This window comes from Mycobacterium syngnathidarum (genome assembly GCF_001942625.1).
GTDB lineage: Bacteria > Actinomycetota > Actinomycetes > Mycobacteriales > Mycobacteriaceae > Mycobacterium > Mycobacterium syngnathidarum.
This window is the reverse complement of the sequence record NZ_MLCL01000021.1, coordinates 17,803-44,659: the sequence shown is the minus strand read 5'-3', so window position 1 is coordinate 44,659 and position 26,857 is coordinate 17,803. Positions and strand designations below refer to the sequence as shown.

The following is a 26,857-nucleotide window of genomic DNA, read 5'->3' as shown; positions in this document are numbered from 1 at the left end:
TCAGCGGGCCCCGGACCGTGCGGCCCAGCGGGTTTCGCCCAGAATCCCGTCGTCACCGGTGACCAGGCTGTTGTCGTCGACCGCGGTACCGAAATACGTCGCCTGCGCATCGACCACGACCGGCTTCTCGTCGCCTTGGGCGGCCAGCACCGCGCGCGCCATGTCGGCGAACGAAAACTTTTCCGGCCCACCGATGTTGACGATGCCGTTGATTGGCGCGGCCTGCGCCACCTTGGCCACCTCGGCCGCGACGTCGTCGACGGAGATCAGCTGGATCCGGGCGTCGGGAACCCGCACCTCGTCACCGACCACCAGTGACGCGGTGATGGCCTCGGCAAATTCCTGGAACTGCGTGGCCCGCACGACGGTGTACGGCAGCCCGGAGTCGGTGATGTTCTTCTCCTGAGCCACCTTGGCCCGCATGTAGCCGCTGTCGGGCAGTCCGTCGGCGCCCACGATCGACAACGCGACGTAATGTCCGACTCCGGTCTCCTTCGCGGCCGCCGCCAGGTTGCGCGACGACTTGGTGAAGAAGTCCATCACGGGGCCGTCCTCGAACGAAGGCGAGTTGACGACGTCGACGAGGGCGTCGGCACCGCTGAGCGCATCCGCCAGGCCCTCCCCGGTGAGGACATTCGCGCCCGACGACAGGGAGGCAGCCACCACGTCATGCCCGGCCTCGGTGAGCAACCGCACCACCCGCGAACCGATCTGGCCACTGGCACCTATGACTGTGATTTTCATTGTGCGAATCCTTATTCTCTGGCGTGCTGACAAGATCCACACTGGCACCGCACGCACGGGTGCAAACCCTGGAAAGTCCGTAGTCGGTGCGGCCGGCCTGCCCGGTCCTCGGGCCGCACCGGCCGGCTTGTCAACGCTGGAGTGGCTCTCGGGCCCGAGTGCCACTCCAGCGTGACACTCGGCGCATGTCGTGGGCCCGGTTTCGCCGCATCCCGCCCCACACAGCACAAACCCCGGTGCACCGGGCACCGGGGTTTGTGTTGACGCGTTGTTGACGCCGTGGGCGATCTATCCCTTGCGGGCCTTGACCGCCTCGGTCAGCTGCGGGCTGACCTTGAACAGGTCACCGACGATGCCGAGGTCGGCGATCTCGAAGATCGGAGCTTCCTCGTCCTTGTTCACCGCGATGATCGTCTTGGACGTCTGCATGCCGGCACGGTGCTGGATCGCGCCGGAGATGCCCAGGGCGATGTACAGCTGCGGCGACACGGTCTTACCGGTCTGACCGACCTGGAACTGGCCCGGGTAGTAACCCGAGTCGACCGCGGCGCGGGAAGCACCGACGGCGCCGCCCAGCGAGTCGGCCAGCTCCTCGACCACCGAGAAGCTCTCGGCGCTGCCGACACCACGGCCACCGGCGACCACGACGCTGGCCTCGGTGAGCTCGGGGCGGTCACCGGCGACGGCGGGCTCGCGCTTGGTGATCTTGGTCGCGTTCTCGGCCTGAGCCGGGACCTCGACGTTGACGACCTCGCCGGCACCGTCGGCCGGGGTGGCCTCGATGGAGCCCGGACGCACCGTGATCACCGGGGTGTCACTGGTGACCTGGGCCTCGACGGTGAAGGCACCACCGAAGATGCTGTGGACACCCACGGCGCCTTCGCGGACCTCGACCACGTCGACCAGCAGACCCGAGCCGATGCGCGCAGCCAGGCGGGCGGCGATTTCCTTGCCGTCAGCGGTGGCGGCGAGGACGACGCCAGCGGGGGCAGCCGACTCGGCCAGCCCGGCCAGCACGTCGACGACGGGGGTGAGCAGGTAGTTCTCTGCGTCGTCGGACTCGGCGACGTAGATCTTGGCCGCACCGGCGGCCTTCAGGCCGTCGGTCAGCGCAGCCGCGGTGCCCGGCTTGCCCACCACAACTGCGGAAGGCTCACCCAGGGCGCGGGCGGCGGTAATGAGCTCGGCGCTGACTTTCTTCAACGCGCCTTCGGAGTGCTCAACGAGCACAAGTACTTCAGCCATGAGTTCTCGTTACGTCTTTCGGAAGTGGAAGTTCGGAATGAGCTGCTAGATCAACTTTTGGGCGACCAGGTACTCGGCGATCTTGGTACCGCCTTCGCCTTCGTCGGTCACCTTCTCACCGGCGGTCTTCGGCGGCTTCGGGGTCGAAGACAGCACCTTGGAACCGGCATTGGCAACGCCGACCTCATCGGCTTCCACGCCGATCTCGGCGAGGGTGAGCACGGTGACTTCCTTCTTCTTGGCGGCCATGATGCCCTTGAAGGAGGGGAAGCGGGGCTCGTTGATCTTCTCGTTGACGCTGACCACGGCCGGAAGCGTTGCCTCGAGGGTGAACACACCCTCGTCGGTCTCACGCTCGGCGGTGACCTTGCCGCCGTCGACGGTCAGCTTGCGCACATGGGTGAGCTGCGGCAGGCCCAGGTACTCGGCGATCACGGCCGGGACTGCGCCGCCGACGCCGTCGGTGGCCTCGTTACCGGCGATTACCAGCTCGGTGCCCTCGATGGTGCCCAGCGCGCGGGCCAGCGCCCAGCCCGTCTGGACCACGTCGGAGCCGTGCATGCCGTCGTCCTTGAGGTGCACAGCCTTGTCGGCACCCATGGACAGCGCCTTGCGGATCGCCTCGGTGGCGCGCTCCGGGCCGGCGGTCAGCACGGTGACGGTGCTGTCTCCGCCCTCACGCTCCTTGATCAACAGCGCCTCTTCCACGGCGCGTTCGTTGATCTCGTCGAGCACGGCGTCGGCAGCCTCACGGTCGAGGGTGAAATCGCCGTCGGACAGCTTGCGCTCCGACCAAGTGTCTGGGACCTGTTTGATCAGGACCACGATGTTCGTCATGACTCTGGTTCGTCCTCCTCGATGAGACCGGTGGCCCGGGCTCATATCACGTTCTAGGCAACTAGCATCATGTTACCGGTCGGTAACTTTTGATGGTTCGCAGGAACACCATAGCTGGTCGGAGTTTGTATTCCGGCCTCCCCTACCACACCCCTGAGGTATGGGAGCCGTTGGTTGATTGGCCACCGACCCCTTCAACCTGGGCAAGGCTGGGTTAGCCTGCCTTCCAATGAGCGCATTCGTTGGCGACCCGGATCACGCCCTACCCCTGACCGGCGAGCGGACCATCCCAGGCCTGGCCGAGGAGAATTACTGGTTCCGCCGGCATGAGGTGGTGTACCAGCGGTTGACCGGCCGGTGCGTCGACCGAGACGTCCTGGAGGCCGGCTGCGGCGAAGGCTACGGCGCCGATTTGATCGCCGACGTGGCCCGCAAGGTGATCGCACTGGACTACGACGAGGCCACTGTCGCGCACGTGCGGGCCCGCTACCCGAGGGTGGACATCCGGCACGGCAACCTCGCCGAGCTGCCACTGGAGGACGAGTCGGTCGACGTCGTGGTCAACTTCCAGGTCATCGAACACCTGTGGGATCAGGGTCAATTCGTCTCCGAATGCTTCCGTGTGCTGCGTCCCGGCGGCGTGTTCCTGGTATCCACGCCCAACCGGATCACCTTCTCCCCCGGTCGCGACACCCCGCTCAACCCGTTCCACACCCGCGAGCTCAACGCCGCCGAGCTGACCGAGCTGCTGAACGACGCCGGATTCACCGTCGAGTCGATGCTCGGGGTGTTTCACGGCGACGGACTCGCCAAGCTCGACGCCCGGCACGGCGGTTCGATCATCGAGGCGCAGGTACAGCGCGCCGTGGCCGGTGCGGCATGGCCCGAGCAGCTGCTCGCCGATGTGGCCGCGGTGAGCGTCGACGACTTCGACCTCGAAGAAGCCGGCGGGCCCAACAACCGGAACATTGATGACAGCCTCGATCTGGTCGCGATCGCGGTGCGGCCGTGACCTCGAATCCCGAGCCCGAACCGGTAACCCGGCTCGATGTCGCCGGCGATCCGGCTCCCGGGTTGTTCACGCTCGTCCTGCACACCCACCTGCCCTGGCTGGCCCATCACGGCCGCTGGCCGGTCGGCGAGGAGTGGCTCTACCAGTCCTGGGCCGCGGCCTACCTGCCGTTGATGCGGGTGCTGCGCGGCCTGGCGGCCGAGGATCGCCGCCACCTGATCACCCTCGGGATGACTCCGGTGGTCACCGCACAGCTCGATGACCCCTACTGCCTGACGGGCATGCACCACTGGTTGGCCAACTGGCAGCTGCGCGCCCAGGAGGCGACGACGCTGCGCGAGCCGGAAGGGTTGCGGCAGTTCGGCATTCGCGAATATGCCGAGGCCGGCCAGGCCATCGAGGAGTTCACCACACATTGGCGGCACGGTGGCAGCGGACTGTTGCGCCAGCTGATCGACGCCGAGACCATCGAACTACTGGGCGGCCCGCTGTCCCACCCGTTCCAGCCGCTGCTGAACCCGCGACTGCGTGAATTCGCGTTGCGCGAAGGCCTGGCCGACGCACAGCAACGGTTCGCGCACACACCCGTCGGCATCTGGGCACCCGAATGTGCGTATGGGCCGGGTATGGAGACCGGTTACGCCGCGGCCGGTGTCGGGCACTTCATGGTGGACGGCCCCTCGCTGCACGGCGACACCGCGCTCGGCCGGCCGGTCGGTCAGTCCGATGTGGTGACGTTCGGACGTGATCTGCAGGTCAGCTACCGCGTCTGGTCGCCCAAGTCCGGCTACCCCGGCCATGCCGCCTACCGGGATTTCCACACCTATGACCACACCACGGGCCTCAAGCCGGCCCGGGTCACCGGCCGCAATGTCCCGTCCGAGGAGAAGGCGCCTTACGATCCGCAGCGCGCCGACCGGGCGATCGACGAGCATGTCGCCGACTTCGTCGAGGTGGTCCGGCGCCGGCTGATCAGTGAGAGCGAGCGGATCGGCCGCCCGGCACACGTGGTGGCCGCATTCGACACCGAACTGTTCGGGCACTGGTGGTACGAGGGCCCGGAATGGCTCGGCCGGGTCCTGCGGGCCTTGCCGGCAGCCGGCGTACGGGTGGGCACGCTGGCAGATGCCAAGGCCGGCGGATTCATCGGCGACCCGGTCGAATTGCCGCCCAGCTCATGGGGTTCGGGCAAGAACTGGCAGGTCTGGAACGGCGAGAAGGTCGCCGATCTGGTCCAGTTGAACAGCGAAGTGGTCGACGGCGCCCTGAGCACCGTGGACAAGGCGCTCACCCAGCACGCTGCGGTGGGTGCACCGACCCCGCGCGACCGAGTGGCCGATCAGATCCTGCGGGAGACGCTGTTGACCGTGTCCAGCGATTGGCCGTTCATGGTGAGCAAGGATTCGGCCGCCGACTACGCGCGCTACCGCGCTCACCTGCACGCCCACGCCACCCGCGAGATATCCGACGCGCTGGCCGCCGGCCGGCGCGACCATGCCGAACGGCTCGCCGACGGCTGGAACAAGGCCGACGGACTGTTCGGTGCCCTCGACGCCCGGCGTCTGCCAAAATGACCATCAGCACGAGCGTGCGTATCTGCCGCTCCAGACCCCGCCAAGCCTCAGCTTTGTCCGCACACTCGCACCGGCATGAAAGCACGCAGTCATGAAGATCCTGATGGTGTCATGGGAGTACCCACCCGTCGTCGTCGGCGGTCTGGGCAGACACGTGCACCACCTGGCCACCGCGCTCGCCGAAGCAGGCCACGAGATCGTGGTCCTCAGCCGCAGGCCCACCGACACCGACCCGAGCACCCACCCGTCCACCGACGAGGTGAGCGAGGGCGTCCGGGTGGTGGCCGCGGCGCAGGATCCGCACGAGTTCGAGTTCGGCACCGACATGATGGCCTGGACCCTGGCCATGGGGCACGCCATGGTGCGCACCGGCCTTGCCGTCAAAGACAATTCGGGCGACCGCTGGGTGCCCGACCTCGTCCACGCCCACGACTGGCTGGTTGCCCACCCTGCCATCGCACTGGCCGAATACTTCGATGTACCACTGGTTTCCACGATCCATGCGACCGAAGCGGGTCGGCATTCGGGCTGGGTTTCCGGTCCGATCAGCCGCCAGGTCCATGCCGTGGAGTCGTGGCTGGTGCGCGAGTCCGATTCGCTGATCACATGTTCGGCTTCGATGAACGACGAGATCACCGAGCTGTTCGGCCCCGATCTGTCCGAGATCAGGGTGATCCGCAACGGGATCGACGCCGATCTCTGGCCGTTCGCCCCACGGCAGGTACGCCAGGGCCCGCCCGAGTTGCTCTACGTCGGCCGGTTGGAATACGAGAAAGGCGTGCACGACGCGATCGCGGCCCTGCCTCGTATCCGCCGCGCACATCCCGGCACCACCCTGACGATCGCCGGCGACGGAACCCAGCAGCAGTGGCTTGTCGACCAGGCCCGAAAGCACAAGGTGTTCAAGGCAACCCGGTTCGTCGGACGGCTGGGGCACGAGGAGCTGCTGGGTGCCCTGCAGGCTGCGGACGCCGCGGTGCTGCCCAGCCACTACGAGCCCTTCGGCATCGTGGCGCTGGAGGCCGCGGCCACCGGTACGCCACTGGTGACGTCCAACGTGGGCGGCCTGGGTGAGGCGGTGATCGACGGCCAGACCGGGATGTCGTTCGCGCCGCGAGATGTGGTGGGACTGGCGGCGGCGGTGCGGGCCGTGCTGGACGACCCCGAGGCGGCCCAGCGCCGGGCGGTCGCGGCCCGCGAGCGGCTCAGCGCCGATTTCGACTGGCACACCGTGGCCGCCGAGACCAGTCAGGTCTATCTGGCTGCCAAACGTGCCGAACGCGAACCACACCCGCGCCGGCCGATCGTCGAGCATGCCCTGCCCGACCGCTGATCCAGCCGAACGCGTGGCGAGAATGACCGATCCGCTGTCGCCCACGGTGGCCGGCAAGCACAATCGAGTCGTGACTCGAACTTGGAGACTCGGAGTGCGGACGGCCTGCGCCGCATTCGTCGGCGCAACGCTCGCACTCGGCCTGGCGGCCCCGTCGGTCGCCGAACCCAACGGCACCGCCCCCACGCTGCCCGCTTTCGTGCCCCATCCGTCGGACTGGTCGCCGAACTACACGGTGTTCCCCTACAACCTGTGGCAGGTGCGCGTCACGCCCGAGCAGATCGACGCTCAGCGCGAGTCCTGCCAGTGGTTCAACGCGCAGTACGGGACGTTGATCAGTCAGATCGTGGGCTTCCAGCATTTCCTGGGTGAGCAGCATGACTATTGGACCGCGCCCGGCGTGCAGGCCGCCGGCGACGCCGTGCGGGCCAACGTCGATCAGTCGGCGGCGTTCCTGGATCCTCGCGCCCACACCCTGTACATCACGAATTACCCGGATCAGAGCCAGTATTCACCGCTGTACAACGGCGATTCGATCTATCACCTGTGGTATCAGCTGACCCAGATCAGCGACAAGATCGCCAAGCAGCAGCCGGCGGGGGTCATCAACGCCAACGTCGCCACCGCCAATGTCTACGGGAACACGATCCGCGACTCCGGGGTGTGCAACGGGGCCTGAGCCGCCCGTCAGTTGCTGTTCGCCGCCTTCTTGCGCTCGATGTCGGCCAGCGCGGCGGCGAGTTCGGCGCGCTCGGTTGCCGAGGTCTCCCAATCCAGCTTGCGATTCTTGACCACCTTGGCCGGCGCCCCGACGGCGATCGAGAAATCGGGGATCTCCCCCTTGACCACGGCGTGGGCCCCCAGCACGCAGCCACGGCCGATCGAGGTGTTGCGCAGGATGGTGACCTTGGCGGCGATCCAGGTGTCGGGGCCGATGCGCACCGGGCCCTTGACGATGCCCTGGTCCTTGATCGGCAATTCGATGTTGTCCATCTTGTGGTCGAAATCGCACACGTAGCACCAGTCGGCCATCAGCGCGGAGTCGCCGAGCTCGATGTCGAGGTAGGTGTTGATCACGTTGTCGCGGCCCAGCACCACCTTGTCACCGATGCGCAGCGAACCCTCGTGGCAGCGGATGGTGTTCTTGTCGCCGATGTGCACCCAGCGGCCGATCTCCATCTGCGCCAGTTCGGGGGTGCACTGGATCTCCACGCCCTTACCGAGGAAGACCATGCCGCGGGTGATGATGTGCGGGTTCGCCAGTTTGAACTTCAGCAGCCGCCAATAACGCACCAGGTACCACGGGGTGTAGGCGCGATTGTCGATGACCCATTTCAGCGACGCTCTCGTCAAGAAGTCGGCCTGGCGCGGATCACGCAGCCGGGAGCCACGCCAGCGCTTGTGAATCGGAGCGCCCCACATCGTCGTCATGGCCGGACAGCCTACGCGAGGGCGTTCGACGGGTATTCGGGTCGCTGTGCTCCGTTACGCCGCACCTGTGGCGGGTCACTGTGCGCCGGTTCCCCAGCCGGAACGGTTACCCTCACCTGGGTCACAAATACGAGCGCCCCGCGTGTTCGGCGACGAAAGGACATCGTGTTCCGGCGATACCTTGCACTGGCGGTCGCGGTGCTGTTCACAGGCCTGCTCGCCGGATGCGAGAACACCGATTCGTGGGTGGACGCGCACGCTGCACAAGGCTGGTCGGCACAGTACGGAGACGCCGCCAACAGCAGCTACAGCCGAATCCACGGCCCTGAGGCGCTGCGGCTGGAGTGGAGCCGGTCGGTCAAGGGTGAGCTGGGTGCCCAGGTGGCGCTGAGCGCGGACAACCGGCTTGCGGTCAACGCACAGACCGCCGGGGGCTGTTCGCTGATGGTGTGGGAAGCCGACAACAACGCCCGCCAACGCTGGTGCACCCGCCTGGTGCTGGGCGGCGGCTGGTCGGGTCCCTTGTTCGACGGGTTCGACAACGTCTACGTCGGGCAGCCCGGCACGATCCTGTCCTTCCCGCCCACGCAGTGGGTCCGTTGGCGTCAGCCGGTGATCGGCATGCCGACCACACCCCGGATTCTCGATGACGGCCAGCTGCTGGTGGTCACCCATCTCGGCCAGGTCCTGGTGTTCGACGGGCACCGCGGCACGGTCGACGGCACCCCGCTGGATCTGGTTTCCGGCGTGGATCCGACCGATTCGCAGCGCGGTCTGGACGACTGCCGGCCTGCCCGGTCGCGGTGCCCGGTGGCAGCTGCGCCCGCATTCTCGCATCAGGCCCGCATCGTCGTGGTCAGTGTGTGGCAGCCAGGAGCCGAGGCACCGGTGCTGACGGGTTTGCGTTACCACCCCGGCGAGGACACGCCGCTGACGCAGGAGTGGACCAGCGACGCCGTGGGCCGCGGGCCGCTGGCCAGCCCGGTGTTGTCCGCCGACGGCTCGACGGTGTACGTCAACGGCCGCGACCAGAAGCTGTGGGCACTCAATGCTGCCGACGGGTCACCCAAGTGGTCCGTGCCGCTGAACTATCTGGCCCAGACGCCACCCTCGGTGTCCCCGGACGGGCTGATCGTGGCCGGAGGCGGGCCGGAGTCCAAGCTGACCGCGGTGCGCGACGCCGGTGACCACGGTGAGGTGGCCTGGACCCGTGACGATGTGGTCCCGCTGACCACGTCGAGCCGGGCGGGCGGTGTCGGTTACACGGTGGCCCGCGAGGGCGGGCACGGCCAGACGCTGTTGGTGTTCGACACCGCCGACGGGCACACCCTCAACGCATATCCCGTTCCGGAGGCCACCGGCTGGCCGGTTGGGGTGTCGATCGGACAGGACCATCGGATCGTCACCGCGACCAGCGACGGTCAGGTGTACGGGTTCGCGCCGGCCTGATCCCGCGTCAGGCCAGCAGGGCCGCCACGGCGGACCGGGGAACATTGGCCTGGCTGGCTCCGGCCGCCTCGGGCAGCAGTTCGCCCTGTCCGAAGAAGAAGATCACCGCGTCGTCGGTGATCGCGAAATTCTGGTAGTGGGCGGGATCGAGGCCGATGGTCGGCGGGATGGCCTGCTCGACGCCCGACTGTTTCTGGAGTTCGCGCTGGACGATCGGGAAGACCACGTCCAACGGCCTGGAGCCCGGTTTGAACAAGGTGTCGAACGTGATCGGGGCCCGCGTGGCAACGTTGTAGTTGAACGTCTTGTACCAGGTCTGCGGGTGGGCACCGCCCACATTCTGATAGACCTCGAACACCAGGCTCTGGGTGCGCGCCGGGGTCCCGGAGCTGTAGGCGGTGCCCTTGGCGTCCAGGACGTAGGGCTGATCGCGCAGGCCGGGCATGCTGGAGACGTTGACGAATCCGTCGCGTGTCTGGATCAGGTATCCGGCGACAGCCTGTTGGTCGGGATAGTCGACCGGGAACGTGTAGTCGAGTGTGTAGGCGGCATTGGCGGTGTGCACCTGACAGATCTGGTCACCGTCGACGGTGCCGCCGAGGTCGGCGCAGGCCGACTGCCCGGCTGCCACCGGCATGCCGAGCCAGCCCAGCAGCGCACCGGCTGCCAGCATCGCTGTCACAGGGGAAATTCGCATCGTCAGTCGTCCTCGCAGGCGATCAACTCACACCGGTGGTCCACCGGCGTGTTTCGTTCAGGGTACGTGGCCGCTATCGCGATGGGCGACAAATGAATGCCGTCGCCCGGCTGGCCGACCCGGAGCCTAGCCGTGCGATCACCACCGCGAGATGCTCGGTCCCGCGCAGCCGCATCCGCGCCCGCAACGCGTCGGGGTCCACGTCCAGGCCACGAACCAGGATCTCCAACGCCCCCACCGATCGGGCGGCCAACGCGGCCCGCAATCGCCGCTCCTGGAATTGCAGCTCTTCGAGTACCTCGAAACCACGCACCCCGGCGGGCAAGTCGTCACCGGAGAGGTAGGCGATGTCGGGGTCGAGTTGCCACAGTCCGTGCCGCGCCGCATAGTGACGCACCAGTCCGGCTCGCACCACCGCGCCGTCGGGGTCGATGATCCAGCGTCCGGCCGGCGCCACGGGGCAGTCGTCGGGTTCGGCGTCGGTGATCTCTTCGGCGGTGTCGAGCAGGCTGGCTCGCCGACGCACACCGGGCTCGGTCAGACCGGGTGACCAAAGGCACGCTTCGCGCACGCCGCCGGCGACCGACGTCACCTCGATCTCTCCGGCAAAGCCCATCTTGGTGAGCTCGTCGAAATCGATTCCGGGAGCGCACTTCACCACGAGGTCCCGGTCGCGGTAGAGCTCCAGTACGGCATCGAGCGCCGGTGTGTAGGCACGCGGGTCGAAGCGACGCCGACCACCGGACCGCCGGGCCGGGTCGATGATCACCACCGTGTCGCGGGTGACGGGCGCGAGTGCGTCGGCGCGGCACAGCGGAACCTCGGTACCGCCCTCTTCGAGGTTGTGCGCGGCCATTGCCAGCCGCACCGGATCGAGGTCGCTGCCGAGCAGTTGGGCTGTGCAATCACGCAGTGCCACAAGCTCACTGCCGATCGAACAGGTCGCGTCGTGCACCCGGGCACCGGCGAGTCTCCGGGCCCGATGGGCGGCCACCGGTGCGGCCGTGGCCTGTTGCAGCGCCTCGTCGGTGAACAGCCACCGCCGCGGGTCGTCGAACTTGGCCGCGGCTCGACGCCTCAGCTGCACGGTCTCCACCAGAATCCCGGCATGGTCGCCGAATTGCGATCGTACGGCGGCGATGTCGCTGACCAGGCTGGCTCCGGTGAGGCGGCGCTCGGCCACCTGGGCCAGGGCCCGCTCTCCCGCCTCCGATCGCAGATATGCGACGTGTGAGAGGTCGAACGCTACTCCACCGCTCAGGAGGGCTTGACCCCCGTGACCATCACGTTGTAGAACCAGCCCTTCGGCACCACCCGGCGCCACACGTTGGCGTCGACCCAGCTCAGCGTGGTCCAGCTGTTGAACGCGAACTTGGCCCAGCCCCAACCCAGACGCTCCGGGGGCACCGCGGCCTCGAAGGTGCGCACCGGCCAGCCGAGCATCGCCGCGCTGAACTCCTCGCTGGCGGTGCGTACTTCGACGGCACCGGCGTTGCTCGCCATCCGCTCCAGGTCTGCCGGGTCGAAGGTGTGCAGGTCGACGACGGCTTCCAGCGCCGCGGCCCGGGAGGATTCGTCCAGTTCGGCCTGGGGCCGGCGCCAGCCGCTGAGCCAGGGCAGCTTGGTCAGGTTGGTGGTGGCGTGCCAGGTCAGGGTGGACAGCTCGCGGGCGTACTTGTTGCCGACCGTGGTGGGTTCACCGGCGAAGACGAAACGACCGCCGGGTTTGAGCACCCGGACCACCTCACGCAGGGAGAGCTCGACGTCGGGGATGTGGTGGAGCACCGCGTGCCCGACCACCAGATCGAAGGTGTTGTCCTCGTACGGGATGCCTTCGGCGTCGGCGACCCGCCCGTCGATGTCCAGGCCGAGTGACTGCCCGTTCCGGGTGGCCACCTTGACCATGCCCGGGGACAGGTCGGTCACCGAGCCGCGCCGCGCCACCCCGGATTGGACCAGGTTGAGCAAGAAGAATCCGGTGCCGCAACCCAGCTCGAGGGCCCGGTCGTACGGCAGCTCACGCTGCTCGGATTCGGGCACGATCGCGTCGAAACGGCCGCGGGCGTAGTCGATACACCGCTGGTCGTAGGAGATCGACCACTTTTCGTCGTAGGTCTCGGCTTCCCAGTCGTGGTAGAGCACCTGCGCGAGCTTGCTGTCATGCATCGCGGCTTCGACCTGCTCGGCCGTGGCGTGCGGGTTAGGAGTCGGCATGCCGGCAATATCGGCTTCCGTGCCGGAATCCTTGATGTCAGTCATGAAGGGCAGCCTAACGGCCGGGGTGGGGCAAGCGTCAGGGCCGGTCCACCAGTCCGTCGACGGCGGCCTTGGCCGCCGCCAGAACGTCCACGGGATGTTCGACGAACCTCCGGGCCCAAGCCAGTGCCTCGTCGTAGACGTGGTCGGGCGCCACCATCTGGTCGATCAGGCCGAGTTCCAACGCCTCCTCGGCGCCGACGAACCGGCCGCTGAACACCAGCTCCTTGGCCTTGCTGGCCCCGATGACCTCGGCCAGCCGCGCACCTCCGCCGGCGCGTGGCGCCAGTCCGGCCAGGATCTCGGTCGCCCCGAACTTGACGTTGTCGCCGCTGACTCGCCAATCGGCGGCCATCGCCAGGCCCAGTCCGCTGCCCAGCGCGTAGCCGGTGATCGCGGCCACGGTGGGCTTGGGAATGGCGGACACGGCTTGGATGCACTGGCGTAGCGCCTCATCCGCAGCGGCGGCCTCGCCCGCGTTCAGCGTGCGCAACTCGGGAACGTCGTCGCCGGCGCAGAAGATCTCATGCCCGCCGAACAGGATGACGGCCGAGATGTCGGTGCGCTCGCCCAGGTCGTGGGCCGCCGCGATGATCTCGCGGTACATCTGCCGGGTCAGGGCGTTGGTCGGTGGCCGCGACAACATCAGGGTGCCGACACGGTCCTGTTCCGGCGTCACCCCGCTGATCGCGCTGACGAACTCGTTCACTGAACCGATTCCTCCGCGGCCGGCCCCCGGCCCAGAGGCGCCCGCTGGTTCCTGGCCGCGTTGTAGCGTCCGCTGTCGAAGAACTCGATCCGCCAGCTTCCCTCGCCGAGTGAGAGGTTGGGTTCGATGGGGACGATCTTGCGTTCGCTGGCCAGCACGTCGGCGACCGAGCGGCCGGCGAGGCTGTTCAGCTGCGTCCAGGTCGGCGGCAGTAGGAACGAGTTGCCCTGCTCGAAGTCGTCGAGGCCGGCCTGCGGGGTGCTCCAGAAGGCCCGGTCGGTTTCAGTGTTCTCGCCGTCGGCCCGCTGCCCCTGAGGCAGGGCGCCGACGAAGAAGAAGGTGTCGTAGCGGCGGGTTCGTTCTTCTTTGGGCGTGATCCAGTTGTCCCACGGCCGCAGCAGGTCAGCGCGCAGCACGAGTTTCTCGTCCCGCAGGAAGTCGGCGAAGGACAGCGAGTGGTTGGCCAGGGCGGCACGTGCATCGCCGTAGACGGAGGCATCGCTGACGATCCCGTCCGGGTCGTTGGAGGGGCCGGCGAACAGGACCCCGGACTCCTCGAAGGTCTCGCGGGCCGCAGCGCACACCAGCGCCTCGGCCAGCCCGGTGTCCACCCCGAGCCGTTGTGCCCACCAGGCCGGTTCGGGTCCGAACCAGGCGATGTCGGCGTTGCGATCGCGGTCGTCGACTCCCCCGCCCGGAAAAACCATCACCCCGGCCACGAACTCCATGGCCGCGTGCCTGCGCATCATGAAGACTTCGATGGATTCAGCGGCGTCGCGGACCAGCATCACCGTGGCCGCCGGTCGTGGCACCAGTGGATCGGGGTCGGTCATTGTCGCCTCCTATGGGCCGCACGGCTCCTGGTCCGCCGGGCGAAGTACCGCCCGTCGATCACGTCAAGGGCGATCGACTGACCGAACGCCTTGGACAGGTTCTCAGCAGTCAACACCTCCGTCAGCAGACCCGAGGCAACCGCCTTGCCTTCCGACAGGATCAGCGCGTGGCTGAATCCGACCGGAATCTCCTCGACATGATGGGTGACCAGCACCATGGCAGGCGCATCGGGGTCGGCTGCCAGATCGGTCAACCGCGCCACCAGCTCTTCGCGGCCGCCGAGGTCGAGGCCGGCCGCGGGCTCGTCGAGCAGCAGGAGTTCGGGGTCGGTCATCAGCGACCGAGCGATCAGGACCCGTTTGCGTTCGCCTTCTGAGAGCGTCCCGTAGGTGCGCTCGGCAAGATGTTCGGCACCGACGCTTTCCAGCATGTCGATGGCCTGGGCGTAGTCCACGTCCTCGTAGTCCTCGCGCCACCGGCCCAGTACGGCGTAGCCGGCCGACACCACCAGGTCTCGCACCACCTCGTGGTCGGGGATCCGCTGTGACAGCGCCGAGCTGCTCAGACCGACACGGGCTCGCAGCTCGGACATGTCGGTGCGACCGAGTCGTTCACCGAGCACGTAGGCGGTGCCCGAGGACGGATGCTCGGTGGCAGCGGCGATCCGCAGCAGGGAGGTCTTGCCCGCCCCGTTCGGACCGATCACCACCCAACGCTCGTCGAGTTCGACGGCCCAGGTGATCGGCCCGACGAGGGTGTTGCCGCCGCGCTGCAGGATTACCTGCGCGAAGTCGATCAACAGGTCGGGGTCGGTTCCGTCGTCAGCGCTGATTGTCGAGTCGGTGCGTTCCCCTGAGGCCACTCGCTCATCGTAGTGACCGGTTCCCGATCCGCTCGGGCATGCCCGCCACTGAAATCGTGGAACAACAGCGACCGCGGGGTCAGCCGCAGGAACAGCTGCACGAGCGGCCCGATTCCGAATGCATAGACAACCGTGCCGATCCCGACGGTGCCGCCCAACAGCGCGCCGACGGCCAGCACGGTGGCCTCAATTGCGGTGCGCACCAGCCGCACCGACAATCCGGTACGGGCGACCAGTCCGGTCATCAGCCCGTCACGGGGCCCGGGACCGAGCCCGGCACCGATGTAGAGCACGGTGCTGACGGCGTTGAGCACGACGGCGCCGATCATCATTGCGATGCGAACCGGCATCGCCGCCGGCGCGGGAAGCACCGCGAGGGTGGCGTCGACGGTGACGGCGATGACGATGACATTGGCAACGGTCCCGATTCCGGGCCGGTTCCGCAGCGGGATCCAGGCCAGTAGGACGACGGCGCCGACGACGGCCGAAGCCATGCCGAGCGACAGCGGGCTGTGCCGGGTGAGGCCCTGGTGGAACACGTCCCATGGATCGAGTCCGAGCCCGGCGCGCACCATCATCGCCATCGACGCGCCGTAGCCGCACAGGCCGATCAGGAGCAGGCCACCGCGGGTGAATGCCGTCCTCATGCGTGGTCGGGGAATCGGACGCGAATCGCGTCGAGCTCGCTACGCACCCGGCGGGCGTCCACATCGCGGTCCTCGGTGTAGTTGCCGGGATCGTGCAGACGGCGGAGATTCTCCGCCAATCGGGAAATCCAGTTCCGTGCCATGCAGCCATGATCTCGGCCAGCTGGCTTGCTCATCAATATCCAGTTGGCACATACTGGCCTTATTATGTCTTTCGATATGGCCGCACGCACCCTCGATGTGGACCTGCTGGCCCGTGAACTGGGCAACTGGCGCACTGCCAGCCAAAGTGGCCCTGCCTACCTCGGCCTGGCCGACGCCATCCGGCTGCTCATCGTGGACGGCCGCGTTCCGGTCGGGTCACGCATTCCCAGCGAACGGGCGCTGGCCGAGGCGCTGCGGGTGTCGCGCACCACTGTCACCGCGGCCTTCGCGCAGCTGCGCGAGGACGGGTACCTGCACGCCCGCCGCGGGGCCCGCAGCATCACGGCCCTGCCGGCTGCCGGTCACATCGAACCCGATGTCACCACCCCGACGGTCAGCCTGGCTGCGGCCGCCTTGTCCGCTCCCGGCACCGCCGTACTGGAAGCGTTCGCCGATGCCGCTCGCGATATCGCGCCGTACCTGCGCGAGCCCGGACACGAGCTGATGGGCGTCGGCCCACTGCGAACCGCTATCGCCGAAAGATATTGCGCCAGAGGGCTACCCACCGATCCGAGCCAGATCATGGTGACCAGCGGCGCCCAGCACGCGATCGGGCTGATCCTGGCCAGCCACACCCAGCCCGGCGACCGGGTACTCGTCGAGCAACCGACCTATCACGGTGCGCTGTCGGCGATCTCGACCGCGGGAGCACGGGCCGTCCCGGTCGCACTCACCGACGACGGCTGGGAACTGGACGCCGTGCAGGCCGCGCTGCGACAACTCGCGCCGAGCCTGGCCTACCTCGTTCCCGACAGCCACAACCCCACCGGGTTCACCATGACCGCCATGGAGCGAAAGCGCTTGGGGCAGATCATTTCCGACACCCGAACCCGCACCATCGTCGATGAGTCGATCGTCGACATGTGGATCGACGAGGCCCCGCCCGAGCCGCTGGCGGCGTCGGTGCCCCGCAACGACCTGGTGCTGACCATCGGCTCGATGTCGAAATCGTTCTGGGGCGGCCTGCGGGTCGGCTGGATTCGCGCCGAGCGCGGCACGCTGGCCACCATCGCCGCGATCCGGCCGTCGGTGGATCTCGGCACCCCGATCCTCGAACAACTCGCCGCGGCGAAGCTGCTTGCCATGCACGCCGAGGTGCTACCGGAACGGCGCGAGATCTTGTGCACCCGAAGGCAATTCCTGACCGCCCTGCTGGCGCGTGAACTTCCGGACTGGCAGCCGGGCCACGGCCGAGGGGGCATGTCGCTGTGGGTGAAGCTGCCCGCGCCGATGAGCACGGCATTGTCGGCCGCGGCGATGCGCCTGGGCCTGGATGTGCCCGCGGGCCCCCGGTTCGGGGTGGACGGCACGCTGGAGCGGTTCATCCGGCTGCCTTATGCACTGCCCGAACCCGAACTCGAAGATGCGGTGCGCCTGCTGGCGCGGGCCTGGCACAGCATCACGGGCACGCTCAGCGCGCAGCAACCTCAGACGCTGGTGGTGTAGACGCAGATGCTACGGCTGCTGCGACATGGCGTAGCAGGTGCTGTAATGCTCGATGGTGCACGGAATCCCGTTGACCGTGGGCAGTTGGCCGGGCCGGCTCTGGATGTTGGCGTCTCCGGTGCCCGGCGCCATCACCGGCGGGGCCACCGCACCCATCCCGCCGCCGGACGAACCGGCCACACACACGCCCTCGAACTTTGTCTGCACCGTGCCCGAGGGGCATCGCTTGGCCTCGGCCGGGGCCGCGACCGCCAGCTGTCCCAAGACCGCCGCAACAGCGAACGCGCCAACCACGACCGTGTGCTTCAAGTTCGCCATGGCCCCACCCTACTTCAGGGGTGAGTCGATGCGCTGTCAGTCCTCGGGGATCTCGACGCGGCGCAGCACTCCGTCGAGGGCATCGGCGGCCTCGATCTCACCGCGGGTGACACCGAGGATGAACAGCACGGTGTCCAGGTAGGGGTGGCTGAGCGACGCGTCGGCCACCTCACGCAACGCGGGTTTGGCGTTGAAGGCGACGCCGAGGCCCGCCACGGCCAGCATGTCGATGTCGTTGGCGCCGTCGCCGACGGCCACGGTCTGTTCCATGGGCACGCCGACCTGCTGGGCAAAATCGCGCAGCGCCTTGGCCTTACCCGGCCGGTCGATGACCTGACCGATCACCCGCCCGGTCAGCTTGCCGTCGACGACTTCAAGTTCGTTGGCGGCCACGTAGTCCAGCATGAGTTCGTGCGCCAGCGGTTCGATGACCTGACGGAAACCGCCCGACACCACGCCGCAGTGAAAACCGAGCCGCCGCAGGGTGCGGATGGTGGTCCGGGCGCCAGGGGTCAGTTCGACCTGCTCGGCGACATCGTCGAGCACCGAGGCGGGCAGGCCGGCCAGGGTCGCCACCCGGCGGTGCAGTGATTCGGCGAAATCCAATTCACCGCGCATCGCGGCTTCGGTGACCGCGGCGACCTGGGCTTCCATGCCGGCCCGGGCGGCCAACATTTCGATGACCTCGCCCTGGATCAGGGTGGAGTCGACGTCGAAGACGATGAGCCGCTTGGCCCGTCGGGCGAGGCTGTAATCCTCGAGGGCGATGTCGACACCCTCGTCGACGGCCACCTGGGCCAGGGCCGACTGGAGTTGGCTGTATGCGGCACCGGCCGGTACCGACACCCGGAGTTCCAGGCCGGTCACCGGATAGTCGGACACCCCGCGGATGGTGTCGATGTTGACGCCCAGACTCGCGACCGCACGGGCGACCACGCTGAACGACTCAGCGGTGATCGGGCGGCCGAGCACCACGATCGTGTGGGTCGACGGTTCGCGCATGACCGGCATGTCGTCGCTGCGCTCGACCGTGACGTCCAGGCCGAGCTGGTGAATCGCCGTCTCGACATCGCTTCGCAGCGCGTCGCCGTCGACCGTCTCGGCCGGGGCCGCGACCAGCACACCCAAGGTGAGCCGGCCGCGGACCACGACCTGTTCAACGTTGCGCAGCTCGACCTGATGGCGGGCAAGCACCTCGAACAGCGCCGAAGTCACACCGGGCTGATCGACCCCCGTGACGGTGATCAGTACCGACGAGCGCTCTCGCGGAGCACCGATCATCGAAACTTCCTCGACGTGCTCACCCCCGGATGCTGCCACCCGTCAGCTGGAGCGGTCCGCGGTCTCGAGCTCCGCGTGATGCGTGCGGCCCACGTGGGCCTCGGCGCGCATGCGCTCGACCATGTGCGGATAGTGCAGCTCGAACGCGGGGCGCTCCGAACGGATCCGGGGCAGCTCGGTGAAGTTGTGCCGCGGCGGCGGGCAGGAGGTCGCCCACTCCAGCGAGTTGCCGTAGCCCCAGGGGTCGTCGACCGTCACCGGCTCGCCGTAACGCCAGCTCTTGAACACGTTCCACACGAACGGCAGCGTCGAGATGCCCAGGATGAAGGCACCGATCGTGGAGATCACGTTGAGCGTGGTGAAGCCGTCGGTGGGCAGGTAGTCGGCGTAGCGACGCGGCATGCCCTCGTCACCGACCCAGTGCTGCACCAGGAAGGTGGTGTGGAAGCCGATGAAGGTCAGCCAGAAGTGCAGCTTGCCCAGGCGCTCGTCGAGCAGACGTCCGGTCATCTTCGGGAACCAGAAGTAGATGCCCGCGTAGGTGGCGAACACGATGGTGCCGAAGAGCACGTAGTGGAAGTGCGCGATGACGAAGTAGCTGTCGGTGACGTGGAAGTCGATCGGCGGGCTGGCCAGCAGCACGCCGGACAGGCCACCCAACAGGAAGGTGATCAGGAAGCCGACCGAGAACAGCATGGGCGTCTCGAATGTCAGCTGACCCTTCCACATCGTGCCGATCCAGTTGAAGAACTTGATCCCGGTCGGGACCGCGATCAGGAACGTCATGAACGAGAAGAACGGCAGCAGGACCGCGCCGGTGGCGTACATGTGGTGCGCCCACACCGCGACCGACAGGGCCGCGATGCTGATGGTCGCGTAGATCAGCGTGGTGTAGCCGAAGATCGGCTTGCGGCTGAACACCGGGAAGATCTCGGACACGATGCCGAAGAACGGCAGCGCGATGATGTACACCTCGGGGTGACCGAAGAACCAGAACAGGTGCTGCCACAACAGGACACCGCCGTTGGCGGGATCGTAGATGTGGGCGCCCAGGTGGCGATCGGCGGCCAGGCCGAACAGTGCGGCGGTCAGGATGGGGAACGCGATCAGCACCAGGATCGAGGTCACCAAGATGTTCCAGGTGAACACCGGCATGCGGAACATCGTCATACCGGGCGCACGCATGCAGACCACGGTGGTGACCATGTTGACGCCACCGAGAATGGTGCCCAGACCACCGACGGCCAGACCCAGGATCCACAGGTCACCGCCGGCACCCGGCGAGTGGATCGCGTCGGTCAGCGGCGAGTAGGCCGTCCAACCGAAGTCCGCGGCACCGCCGGGCGTGATGAAGCCGCCGAGCGCGATCAGCGCGCCGAACAGGAACAGCCAGAACGACAGCGCGTTCAGCCGCGGGAATGCCACGTCGGGCGCGCCGATCTGCAGCGGCAACACCAGGTTGGCGAACCCGAACACGATCGGGGTGGCGTAGAACAGCAGCATCACCGTGCCGTGCATGGTGAACAGCTGGTTGAACTGCTCGTTGCTCAGGAACTGCAGGCCGGGCATCGCCAGTTCGGTACGCATGAACAGCGCCATCAGACCGCCGATGAAGAAGAAGGCGAAGCAGACGACGCAGTACATGATGCCGATCAGCTTGTGATCGGTCGTGGTGATGAGCTTGTAGATCAGGTTGCCCTTGGGGCCCATCCGTTCCGGAAAAGGACGACGTGCCTCGAGTTCTCCGATTGGGGGCGCTTCGGCTACCAAGAGATCCTCCAAAGATTCGTCGGGAAATCCCGCTTATCGAACTGAATCCTAACGCTCCCGGCGGTCTTCGCGTCCCTGGGTCCTACAAACTGTCGTACTGCGCGGCGGCGCGGCGTCGAATCTTTCGGCCGCGAGGGCTTGACCAGCGGTAAGGCTGTGAATGTTACGGTCGCCCGGTGCTGACCAACCGACCCCGCGCCGCGCTCGCGGTGATCGCTGCGGCCGCAACCCTCGCCAGTGGGTGCGGCTCTGCCGAGCAGACACAGCAGGCGCAGACGTCGATGTCCACCAGCGTCACCAAGATCGCCGATGCCGGCGTGCTGGGTAATCAGCGTCGCCCCGACGAATCGTGCGCAGCCGAGCCGGCCGCCGCCGACCAGTCGGCGCGCGAGGTCCGCAACGCCAGAGGAGACAGAGCCGAAGGTTCGGCTATCTCGGAGTCCACCGAGGTGCGCGGCGACCCGCAACGCATCGTCGCGCTGTCCGGTGACCAGCTGGACGCGTTGTGCGCGCTGGGCCTGCAGTCGCGCATCGTCGCGGCCGCGCTTCCGGACGGTTCGTCGGAGCAGCCCTCGTATCTGGGGGCCGTGGTGCACGGGGTTGCCCCCGCCGGTTCGCGGAACGCACCAGACCTCGACGCGATCAAAGCGGCGAATCCTGAGCTGATCCTGGGATCGGCAAGCCTGGCTCCGGCGTCGTTCGACGCGCTGTCGGCGATCGCCCCGACCGTGTTCACCGGTGCGCCCGGGGCCGCCTGGCGCGACACCTTGCGCACGGTGGGTGAGGCGACCGGGCGCGCAGAAGCCGCGGCCGACCTGATCGCGAAATTCGACGACGCCGCCCGCGATACCGGTGCACAGAACGACGCGGCCCATTTCCAGGCATCGGTGGTGCAGCTGACCGAGAACAGCGTGCGGGTCTACGGCGCCGACACCTTCGCCGGCAGCGTGCTGGCCGCCGTGGGGTTGGATCGCCCTGCCGCACAACGCTTTACCGACAAGCCATACGTAGAGTTGGGCACCACCGACGCGGATTACCGCATCGCCGACGCGGACATCGTCTACGTCTCGTTCGCATCCTCGGCAGCCAGGGACCACGCGCCCAAGATCCTGCACAGCACCGCATGGCGGGACTTGTCGGCCGCCAAGGACAACCGGGTGTTCGTGGTGAACAACGAGGTCTGGCAGACCGGGCAGAACATCGTGGCCGCCCGCGGCATCCTCGACGACCTGCGCTGGGTGAACGCCCCCATCAACTAATCTCGGCCCCGTGTTCCACGTCCTCACCACCACGTACACCCAGCCCATCGACGTCGTCGATCAGACCCGCCCCGCCCACATCGCCTGGCTCGAGGAAGAAGTGGCGGCGGGCCGCATCATCCTGGCCGGCCGCCTGGAGTCGGCGACCGGCGCCGTGCTCATCACCGGCGACCTGAGCGAAGAGGAGGTCACCGATCTCATCGCCCGGGACCCCTACACCTCGGCCGGGCTCATCCGCTGCGAGCGCACGTCCTTCAACGGGGCGTTCCGCGCCCCCGGGCTGTGACCCAACCCCGATCCGGGAGATAAGTCACAACCAGTAGCGGGATTACCGCCGCGGCCGGTGTCGTTGCACGCCGTGGACTGCCTTTCAGGCAGTAGTCAGTTAACCGGACTAATCTTTTCCGGGACACGCACAAGACGACGAGCAAAGAGGGCTTTGATGAGCACTGTTTACGCCTATGCCGCCAACTCGGCGACCGAACCGCTGGCCAAGACCACGATAACCCGCCGCGAGGTAGGGCCGCATGACGTGGCCTTCGACATCCACTTCGCCGGCATCTGCCACTCCGACATCCACACCGTCAGGGCCGAATGGGGCACTCCGAATTACCCGGTGGTGGCCGGTCACGAGATCGCCGGCGTGGTCACCGAGGTCGGCTCGGAGGTCACCAAGTACAAGGTCGGCGACCATGTCGGCGTCGGATGTTTCGTCGACTCCTGTCGTGAGTGCGACAACTGCAAGGCCGGGCTGCAGCAGTACTGCACCGGCGGCGGCATGATCGCCACCTACAACTCGACCGAGCGCGACGGCACCCCGACCTACGGCGGCTACAGCGGTGCGATCGTCGCCGACGAGAACTACGTGCTGCGTATCCCCGACAGCATCCCCTTGGACAAGGCCGCTCCCCTGCTGTGCGCCGGCATCACCACCTACTCGCCGCTGCGGCACTGGAACGCCGGCCCGGGCAAGAAGGTCGCCGTCATCGGTCTCGGCGGTCTGGGCCATGTCGGTGTCAAGCTCGCCAAGGCAATGGGCGCGCATGTCACCGTGCTGTCGCAGTCGCTGAAGAAGATGGAAGACGGCCTTCGGCTCGGCGCCGACGAGTACTACGCCACCGGCGATCCGGACACCTTCCGCAAGCTTCGCGGCCGCTTCGATCTGATCCTCAACACCGTTTCGGCCAACCTCGACCTCGGCGCGTACCTCGGCCTGCTGGCCGTGGACGGCACCCTGGTGGAGCTGGGCATGCCCGAACATGCGATGGAGGTTCCGCCTTTCCCGCTGGCGGGCATGCGGCGCAGCCTGTCCGGTTCGATGATCGGCGGCATCCCGGAGACCCAGGAAATGCTGGACTTCTGCGCCGAGCACGACGTCACCCCGGAGATCGAGGTCATCCAGCCCGACTACATCAACGAGGCCTACGAGCGCGTGCTGGCCAGTGATGTGCGGTACCGCTTCGTGATCGACACCGCCTCGCTGCGCGGCTAGCCGACCCGTCAACGCCGAGGATTGCAGTCACCCGGTGACTGCAATCCTCGGCGTTGCTCGTTATTGAGTGTCTGCGTCGGTTCCCAAGTCCACCCCGGCCAACGGCCAGCCCGCGGCGGCCAGTTTGGCCGCCACCCGCTGAACATTCTCCGGGCCGGCGTCGTGGTCGGTGACATCGGCGATGAACTCGGCGATGTCGTCGCGCTTGATCGGGTCGTCAACGTCGGCAGGCGCTGAGACCTCGGCGATGTTGCGTACCACCTCGGCCACCTGCTCCTCGGTCAGCGGCGTGGCCCGCAACAGCGCGAGCAGCGGCACCCGATCGGTTCCCGGGACGCCTTCCGGGTACCCGGCACGCAGCCAGTTCAGGACCGAAATCAGCAGCGACTTTGTTGACACCCGGTAAGTTTCGCCGTTTCTCGCCCGGCCCACCACTGGAAGGGCCGACAGTTGGTCGGTCATTCATTGGTGATTCATCGCCAAAATGCATCCCGCGCGGGAAAATCCCTAGCCCGGGGCGGCCTGGACGTTGGTGGGTCCGGGCCCCAACGTCGAAGGCGGCAGTTCGGTCCGTTCCACACCGGGCGTGTCGAGCTGGCCGGCCAGCCACGGTAACGCGGCGCCAAAAGCGTTGGCGGCGAATGCCCAATCGTGCCGGCCGGGCGCAGTCTGCACCGAGCACCTGATCGCCTCGGCCCGGGCCGCTTCACACAGCGTGCTCGCGGCGATGTCCTGAGCCTCGGGATTGGCCGTGGGGTCATGCGTCACGCCGTCGTGGTGCGGCACCTCGAACCACGCCGTGACATCCGCGTACGGGCCGTGCCGACGCATGACGGTGGCCGGATCGTAAGCCGCCCAGGCGTCGGCGTCCCCGCCGAACAGCCGGTTGATCGTCTGAGTCTTGGTTCCGGTGTTGGGTCGCAAATCCCCGGCGATGTCGATGAATGACCGGAACATGTCCGGATGCATCAGGGTCAGGTCCACTGCGCAGGTGCCGCCCATCGACCAGCCTGCGATCCCCCACCCATCACGATCTGAACGCACCCCGAAGTTCGAGATCAGATATGGGACAACGTCTTTGGTCAGATGGTCGGCCGCCTTCCCGCGGACTCCGTTGACGCACTCGGTGTCGTTGGTGAACGAGCCGGTGGCGTCGACGAATACGAACACCGGCGCATTGCCGCCATGGGCGGCCGCGAAGCCGTCGAGGATGCCCAGCACATTGCCCGCGCGCAGCCAGTCGGCCGGGGTGTTCAGTTGTGAGCCGATCATCATCACGACCGGAAGCTGCGGCGGCGGATTGCCCGCAAACCAGGCCGGCGGGAGGTAGACGAGTTCACCACGGTGCGTGAAACCCGAAGCCGTCGAATCGATGGTCACCGGGACCAGGACACCGCTGGGCGGCTGAAAGTGGGCCAGCTGCATCTTGGTCACGGTCAGCCGGTCTGTCTGCCCCGGAAGTGGGCTTGACGTGAGCTGCTTCCACAGGCCGCCCACCGTCGGGAAGTATCCGACCCACATGTTGAGGGTCAGCGCGCAAGCCAGCCCGCATACCCCGACCGCGGCCACCGAGACGGTGCGCCGCCACCACCGCGCACTCGCCCAGCCCAGCAATGCGATGCCGACCGACAGCACACTCAACGCAATCCAGAACCACAACTCGGGTGGCCCGGCGTTACCGGCCACGCCGATCGAGTCGATGTACCAATACGTCGCGGCCGCCAGCACGGTCGCCGTGATCACGAGCGCGGGCAGGAACCGGCGCCGCCAGCGTTGCGTGCGCCAGCCCACCGCGGCGCCCAGCAGCAGGGCAGCGATCAGCTGAACGACCACCGGGAACCAGCCGTGGATCAGCGAGATCTGCGCAATGAGCTGGTGCATCGGCTCATTTCCTATCAGGGCCGGCTGTCAGCTCACTGAGTGGTTGCTCCACGCGACCGAACACTTTCGAGTCGACAAAAGAAGCTGTGTGGTGCAGGCCCCGGGCGGGTAATCCGAACCCATGGAACGCAAGTCGACCACCAACGGACAGTTCGCCGGACCGGTCTTCGCCTTTCTGATCGTCGCGGCGGCGCTCGTCTGCATCGTGGCGCTGAGCCTCGGCCTGCCGGGGCCGGGCGTGGTGGCGGCCATCGTCGCCTTGTCGGTGCTCGGTGTGGCACTGGGCCTGTCCAATCAGCGGGAGCGACGGCACAGTGCGCGACGAAGCTACCCCTGTGCACGTTGACGAGGACGAAAACCGTTCGCGCCCAGCACCGGACGCATCGACCAAGCCCGATTCCCCGACTGAGATCACCAACGTGGCCCTGCTGTTCGATGCCGAGCTCGAACGCGGCCGACAGCTGCAGGCAGGTATCCCCGCCGAGTAAATTCTGCAGTTGCCGCTGCGCGACACCAGCGTCATCGACAAGAGCGCCAAAAAGCGGCGGCGCGGTCTACTGCGGGGACGCCTGCTGCGGCGCACCCGCGGCCGCGGTGACTAGAAGTCCCAGTCCTCGTCTTCGGTGTTGACGGCCTTGCCGATCACGTAGCTCGAACCCGACCCGGAGAAGAAGTCGTGGTTCTCGTCGGCGTTCGGTGACAGTGCGGACAGGATCGCCGGGTTCACGTCGGTCTCGTCCTTGGGGAACAACGCCTCATAGCCGAGGTTCATCAGCGCCTTGTTGGCGTTGTAGCGCAGGAACTTCTTGACGTCCTCGGTCAGACCGACCTCGTCGTAGAGATCCTGGGTGTATTCGACCTCGTTGTCGTACAGCTCGAAAAGCAGCTCATAGGTGTAATCCTTGAGCTCCGTACGCTTTTGCTCGTCGACCAGGGACAACCCGCGCTGGTACTTGTAGCCGATGTAGTAGCCGTGCACGGCCTCGTCGCGGATGATCAGCCGGATCATGTCGGCGGTGTTGGTCAGCTTGGCCCGGCTGCTCCAGTACATCGGCAGGTAGAAGCCCGAGTAGAACAGGAAGCTCTCCAGCAGCGTGGAGGCCACCTTGCGCTTGAGCGGCTCGTCACCCTTGTAGTACTGCATGACGATCTCGGCCTTGCGCTGCAGGTTCGGATTCTCCTCCGACCAGCGGAACGCATCGTCGATCTCGGCCGTCGAGCACAACGTGGAGAAGATGTTGCTGTAGCTACGGGCGTGCACCGACTCCATGAAGGCGATGTTGGTGTAGACCGCTTCCTCGTGCGGGGTCAGCGCATCGGGGATCAAGCTGACCGCACCGACGGTGCCCTGGATGGTGTCCAGCAGCGTCAGGCCGGTGAACACCCGCATGGTGAGCTGCTTCTCGTGTGCAGTCAGCGTGCCCCACGACGGGATGTCGTTGGACACCGGCACCTTCTCCGGCAACCAGAAGTTGCCGGTGAGCCGGTCCCAGACCTCCGCGTCCTTCTCATCCTGGAGACGGTTCCAGTTGATCGCTGAGACACGGTCGATCAGCTTCATGCCTTCGCTCACCAG

General features: G+C 67.1%; 28 protein-coding genes and 1 pseudogene. 11 read left to right on the top strand and 18 right to left on the bottom strand.

The features are described from left to right. The 3 genes from BKG60_RS04485 to BKG60_RS04475 form a co-directional block, all read right to left on the bottom strand. Positions 1–744: an SDR family oxidoreductase gene (locus BKG60_RS04485; protein ID WP_070945241.1), complete on the bottom strand. Its 744-nt coding sequence runs from the start codon at positions 742–744 to the stop codon at positions 1–3. A 288-nt stretch (positions 745–1,032) separates the two neighbouring features. Beyond that, positions 1,033–1,989, bottom strand: a complete 957-nt coding sequence (locus BKG60_RS04480) for an electron transfer flavoprotein subunit alpha/FixB family protein (protein WP_070188918.1) — start codon at positions 1,987–1,989, stop codon at positions 1,033–1,035. A gap of 45 nt (positions 1,990–2,034) precedes the next feature. Continuing rightward, positions 2,035–2,826, bottom strand: coding sequence for an electron transfer flavoprotein subunit beta/FixA family protein (locus BKG60_RS04475; protein WP_070188917.1), 792 nt, complete (start codon positions 2,824–2,826; stop codon positions 2,035–2,037). A 229-nt stretch (positions 2,827–3,055) separates the two neighbouring features. On the opposite strand from BKG60_RS04475, the gene BKG60_RS04470 reads away from it, so the two are divergent. The 4 genes from BKG60_RS04470 to BKG60_RS04455 all read left to right on the top strand — a co-directional run bounded on the left by BKG60_RS04470 (position 3,056) and on the right by BKG60_RS04455 (position 7,424). Further along, complete coding sequence (locus BKG60_RS04470; protein ID WP_070188916.1) at positions 3,056–3,838, top strand: class I SAM-dependent methyltransferase; 783 nt, start codon at positions 3,056–3,058, stop codon at positions 3,836–3,838. Next, on the top strand, positions 3,835–5,412 hold the full coding sequence (locus BKG60_RS04465) for a 1,4-alpha-glucan branching protein domain-containing protein (protein ID WP_070945240.1): 1,578 nt from the start codon (positions 3,835–3,837) through the stop codon (positions 5,410–5,412). Before BKG60_RS04470 ends, BKG60_RS04465 begins: the two co-directional genes overlap by 4 nt. Positions 5,413–5,503: 91 nt before the next feature. Further along, entirely contained in the window at positions 5,504–6,745 is a 1,242-nt protein-coding gene (locus BKG60_RS04460; RefSeq protein WP_070945239.1) for a glycosyltransferase family 4 protein, read from the top strand. Positions 6,746–6,839: 94 nt separating this feature from the next. After that, the gene (locus tag BKG60_RS04455; RefSeq protein ID WP_070188992.1) at positions 6,840–7,424 is read left to right on the top strand and encodes a hypothetical protein; all 585 of its coding nucleotides are present in this window, start codon (positions 6,840–6,842) and stop codon (positions 7,422–7,424) included. An 8-nt stretch (positions 7,425–7,432) separates the two neighbouring features. Here BKG60_RS04455 and BKG60_RS04450 read toward each other — a convergent pair whose 3' ends face one another. Further along, the gene (locus tag BKG60_RS04450; RefSeq protein WP_070188913.1) at positions 7,433–8,176 is read right to left on the bottom strand and encodes an acyltransferase; all 744 of its coding nucleotides are present in this window, start codon (positions 8,174–8,176) and stop codon (positions 7,433–7,435) included. Between the two features lie 165 nt (positions 8,177–8,341). Here BKG60_RS04450 and BKG60_RS04445 point away from each other — a divergent pair, with 165 nt between their 5' ends. Continuing rightward, positions 8,342–9,625: an outer membrane protein assembly factor BamB family protein gene (locus BKG60_RS04445; RefSeq protein ID WP_070188912.1), complete on the top strand. Its 1,284-nt coding sequence runs from the start codon at positions 8,342–8,344 to the stop codon at positions 9,623–9,625. Positions 9,626–9,632: 7 nt separating this feature from the next. On the opposite strand, the gene BKG60_RS04440 is transcribed toward BKG60_RS04445, so the two are convergent. From BKG60_RS04440 to BKG60_RS31870, 8 genes are all read right to left on the bottom strand, one after another. Next, the gene (locus BKG60_RS04440; protein ID WP_070945238.1) at positions 9,633–10,322 is read right to left on the bottom strand and encodes an esterase; all 690 of its coding nucleotides are present in this window, start codon (positions 10,320–10,322) and stop codon (positions 9,633–9,635) included. A gap of 73 nt (positions 10,323–10,395) precedes the next feature. Further along, positions 10,396–11,583, bottom strand: coding sequence for a THUMP-like domain-containing protein (locus BKG60_RS04435; RefSeq protein ID WP_070945288.1), 1,188 nt, complete (start codon positions 11,581–11,583; stop codon positions 10,396–10,398). Beyond that, positions 11,580–12,536 carry a class I SAM-dependent methyltransferase gene (locus BKG60_RS04430; RefSeq protein ID WP_171055085.1) on the bottom strand — a complete coding sequence of 319 codons (957 nt, stop codon included), beginning with the start codon at positions 12,534–12,536 and terminating at the stop codon, positions 11,580–11,582. The genes BKG60_RS04435 and BKG60_RS04430 overlap by 4 nt, the downstream gene beginning before the upstream one ends. A 79-nt stretch (positions 12,537–12,615) precedes the next feature. Further along, positions 12,616–13,287, bottom strand: a complete 672-nt coding sequence (locus tag BKG60_RS04425) for an enoyl-CoA hydratase (protein ID WP_070945237.1) — start codon at positions 13,285–13,287, stop codon at positions 12,616–12,618. Beyond that, entirely contained in the window at positions 13,284–14,120 is an 837-nt protein-coding gene (locus tag BKG60_RS04420) for an NUDIX hydrolase (protein WP_070945236.1), read from the bottom strand. The genes BKG60_RS04425 and BKG60_RS04420 overlap by 4 nt, the downstream gene beginning before the upstream one ends. Further along, positions 14,117–14,953, bottom strand: a complete 837-nt coding sequence (locus tag BKG60_RS04415) for an ABC transporter ATP-binding protein (RefSeq protein ID WP_070188990.1) — start codon at positions 14,951–14,953, stop codon at positions 14,117–14,119. The genes BKG60_RS04420 and BKG60_RS04415 overlap by 4 nt, the downstream gene beginning before the upstream one ends. Beyond that, positions 14,917–15,630, bottom strand: a complete 714-nt coding sequence (gene yczE / locus BKG60_RS04410) for a membrane protein YczE (protein ID WP_070188907.1) — start codon at positions 15,628–15,630, stop codon at positions 14,917–14,919. The genes BKG60_RS04415 and yczE overlap by 37 nt, the downstream gene beginning before the upstream one ends. Beyond that, on the bottom strand, positions 15,627–15,773 hold the full coding sequence (locus BKG60_RS31870) for a hypothetical protein (protein ID WP_165617782.1): 147 nt from the start codon (positions 15,771–15,773) through the stop codon (positions 15,627–15,629). Before BKG60_RS31870 ends, yczE begins: the two co-directional genes overlap by 4 nt. A 64-nt stretch (positions 15,774–15,837) precedes the next feature. Between BKG60_RS31870 and yczR the strand changes: the two genes are divergently transcribed. Beyond that, entirely contained in the window at positions 15,838–17,280 is a 1,443-nt protein-coding gene (gene yczR, locus BKG60_RS04405) for a MocR-like transcription factor YczR (RefSeq protein ID WP_070945235.1), read from the top strand. Between the two features lie 9 nt (positions 17,281–17,289). On the opposite strand, the gene BKG60_RS04400 is transcribed toward yczR, so the two are convergent. From BKG60_RS04400 to ctaD, 3 genes are read right to left on the bottom strand one after another with little or no spacing between them, the layout of a single operon-like run. After that, positions 17,290–17,598, bottom strand: a complete 309-nt coding sequence (locus BKG60_RS04400) for a hypothetical protein (RefSeq protein WP_070188905.1) — start codon at positions 17,596–17,598, stop codon at positions 17,290–17,292. 36 nt (positions 17,599–17,634) lie between these two features. Then, the gene (gene serB / locus BKG60_RS04395; protein WP_165617785.1) at positions 17,635–18,879 is read right to left on the bottom strand and encodes a phosphoserine phosphatase SerB; all 1,245 of its coding nucleotides are present in this window, start codon (positions 18,877–18,879) and stop codon (positions 17,635–17,637) included. 42 nt (positions 18,880–18,921) lie between these two features. Further along, positions 18,922–20,649 carry an aa3-type cytochrome oxidase subunit I gene (ctaD, locus tag BKG60_RS04390; protein WP_070945286.1) on the bottom strand — a complete coding sequence of 576 codons (1,728 nt, stop codon included), beginning with the start codon at positions 20,647–20,649 and terminating at the stop codon, positions 18,922–18,924. Between the two features lie 176 nt (positions 20,650–20,825). On the opposite strand from ctaD, the gene BKG60_RS04385 reads away from it, so the two are divergent. From BKG60_RS04385 to BKG60_RS04375, 3 genes are all read left to right on the top strand, one after another. Beyond that, on the top strand, positions 20,826–21,908 hold the full coding sequence (locus tag BKG60_RS04385) for an iron-siderophore ABC transporter substrate-binding protein (RefSeq protein ID WP_075909281.1): 1,083 nt from the start codon (positions 20,826–20,828) through the stop codon (positions 21,906–21,908). A gap of 10 nt (positions 21,909–21,918) precedes the next feature. Beyond that, positions 21,919–22,194: a YciI family protein gene (locus BKG60_RS04380; RefSeq protein WP_070188903.1), complete on the top strand. Its 276-nt coding sequence runs from the start codon at positions 21,919–21,921 to the stop codon at positions 22,192–22,194. 156 nt (positions 22,195–22,350) lie between these two features. Then, positions 22,351–23,400: an NAD(P)-dependent alcohol dehydrogenase gene (locus BKG60_RS04375; RefSeq protein WP_075909280.1), complete on the top strand. Its 1,050-nt coding sequence runs from the start codon at positions 22,351–22,353 to the stop codon at positions 23,398–23,400. Positions 23,401–23,460: 60 nt separating this feature from the next. Here the strand turns inward: BKG60_RS04375 and BKG60_RS04370 are convergent, their stop codons facing one another. Both BKG60_RS04370 and BKG60_RS04365 read right to left on the bottom strand, forming a co-directional pair. After that, positions 23,461–23,799, bottom strand: a complete 339-nt coding sequence (locus tag BKG60_RS04370) for a DUF3349 domain-containing protein (protein ID WP_075909283.1) — start codon at positions 23,797–23,799, stop codon at positions 23,461–23,463. Positions 23,800–23,907: 108 nt separating this feature from the next. After that, positions 23,908–25,281 (bottom strand): alpha/beta hydrolase, encoded by a 1,374-nt coding sequence (locus BKG60_RS04365; RefSeq protein ID WP_075909279.1) that lies wholly within the window; start codon positions 25,279–25,281, stop codon positions 23,908–23,910. A 121-nt stretch (positions 25,282–25,402) separates the two neighbouring features. Here BKG60_RS04365 and BKG60_RS04360 point away from each other — a divergent pair, with 121 nt between their 5' ends. Beyond that, entirely contained in the window at positions 25,403–25,627 is a 225-nt protein-coding gene (locus BKG60_RS04360; RefSeq protein WP_070188901.1) for a hypothetical protein, read from the top strand. Between the two features lie 64 nt (positions 25,628–25,691). Next, positions 25,692–25,883 (top strand): annotated as a pseudogene (locus BKG60_RS31070) (YihY/virulence factor BrkB family protein); the annotation flags it as partial. Here BKG60_RS31070 and nrdF read toward each other — a convergent pair. Further along, positions 25,880–26,842 carry a class 1b ribonucleoside-diphosphate reductase subunit beta gene (nrdF, locus tag BKG60_RS04355; RefSeq protein ID WP_070188899.1) on the bottom strand — a complete coding sequence of 321 codons (963 nt, stop codon included), beginning with the start codon at positions 26,840–26,842 and terminating at the stop codon, positions 25,880–25,882. The pseudogene BKG60_RS31070 and the gene nrdF sit on opposite strands and share 4 nt — an antisense overlap. Positions 26,843–26,857: the final 15 nt, after the last annotated feature.

Excerpts from the sequence above, each read along its gene's own strand:
- BKG60_RS04480 (WP_070188918.1), bottom strand. The coding sequence starts at position 1,989 with ATGGCTGAAGTACTTGTGCTCGTTGAGCACTCCGAAGGCGCGTTGAAG.
- BKG60_RS04375 (WP_075909280.1), top strand. The coding sequence starts at position 22,351 with ATGAGCACTGTTTACGCCTATGCCGCCAACTCGGCGACCGAACCGCTG.
- BKG60_RS04440 (WP_070945238.1), bottom strand. The coding sequence starts at position 10,322 with ATGCGAATTTCCCCTGTGACAGCGATGCTGGCAGCCGGTGCGCTGCTG.
- nrdF (WP_070188899.1), bottom strand. The coding sequence starts at position 26,842 with ATGAAGCTGATCGACCGTGTCTCAGCGATCAACTGGAACCGTCTCCAG.
- BKG60_RS04400 (WP_070188905.1), bottom strand. The coding sequence starts at position 17,598 with ATGGCGAACTTGAAGCACACGGTCGTGGTTGGCGCGTTCGCTGTTGCG.
- BKG60_RS04470 (WP_070188916.1), top strand. The coding sequence starts at position 3,056 with ATGAGCGCATTCGTTGGCGACCCGGATCACGCCCTACCCCTGACCGGC.
- BKG60_RS04450 (WP_070188913.1), bottom strand. The coding sequence starts at position 8,176 with ATGACGACGATGTGGGGCGCTCCGATTCACAAGCGCTGGCGTGGCTCC.
- BKG60_RS04460 (WP_070945239.1), top strand. The coding sequence starts at position 5,504 with ATGAAGATCCTGATGGTGTCATGGGAGTACCCACCCGTCGTCGTCGGC.
- BKG60_RS04475 (WP_070188917.1), bottom strand. The coding sequence starts at position 2,826 with ATGACGAACATCGTGGTCCTGATCAAACAGGTCCCAGACACTTGGTCG.
- BKG60_RS04420 (WP_070945236.1), bottom strand. The coding sequence starts at position 14,120 with ATGACCGACCCCGATCCACTGGTGCCACGACCGGCGGCCACGGTGATG.
- BKG60_RS04430 (WP_171055085.1), bottom strand. The coding sequence starts at position 12,536 with ATGCCGACTCCTAACCCGCACGCCACGGCCGAGCAGGTCGAAGCCGCG.
- BKG60_RS04365 (WP_075909279.1), bottom strand. The coding sequence starts at position 25,281 with ATGCACCAGCTCATTGCGCAGATCTCGCTGATCCACGGCTGGTTCCCG.
- yczR (WP_070945235.1), top strand. The coding sequence starts at position 15,838 with ATGTCTTTCGATATGGCCGCACGCACCCTCGATGTGGACCTGCTGGCC.
- BKG60_RS31870 (WP_165617782.1), bottom strand. The coding sequence starts at position 15,773 with ATGGCACGGAACTGGATTTCCCGATTGGCGGAGAATCTCCGCCGTCTG.
- yczE (WP_070188907.1), bottom strand. The coding sequence starts at position 15,630 with ATGAGGACGGCATTCACCCGCGGTGGCCTGCTCCTGATCGGCCTGTGC.
- BKG60_RS04360 (WP_070188901.1), top strand. The coding sequence starts at position 25,403 with ATGGAACGCAAGTCGACCACCAACGGACAGTTCGCCGGACCGGTCTTC.
- BKG60_RS04485 (WP_070945241.1), bottom strand. The coding sequence starts at position 744 with ATGAAAATCACAGTCATAGGTGCCAGTGGCCAGATCGGTTCGCGGGTG.
- serB (WP_165617785.1), bottom strand. The coding sequence starts at position 18,879 with ATGATCGGTGCTCCGCGAGAGCGCTCGTCGGTACTGATCACCGTCACG.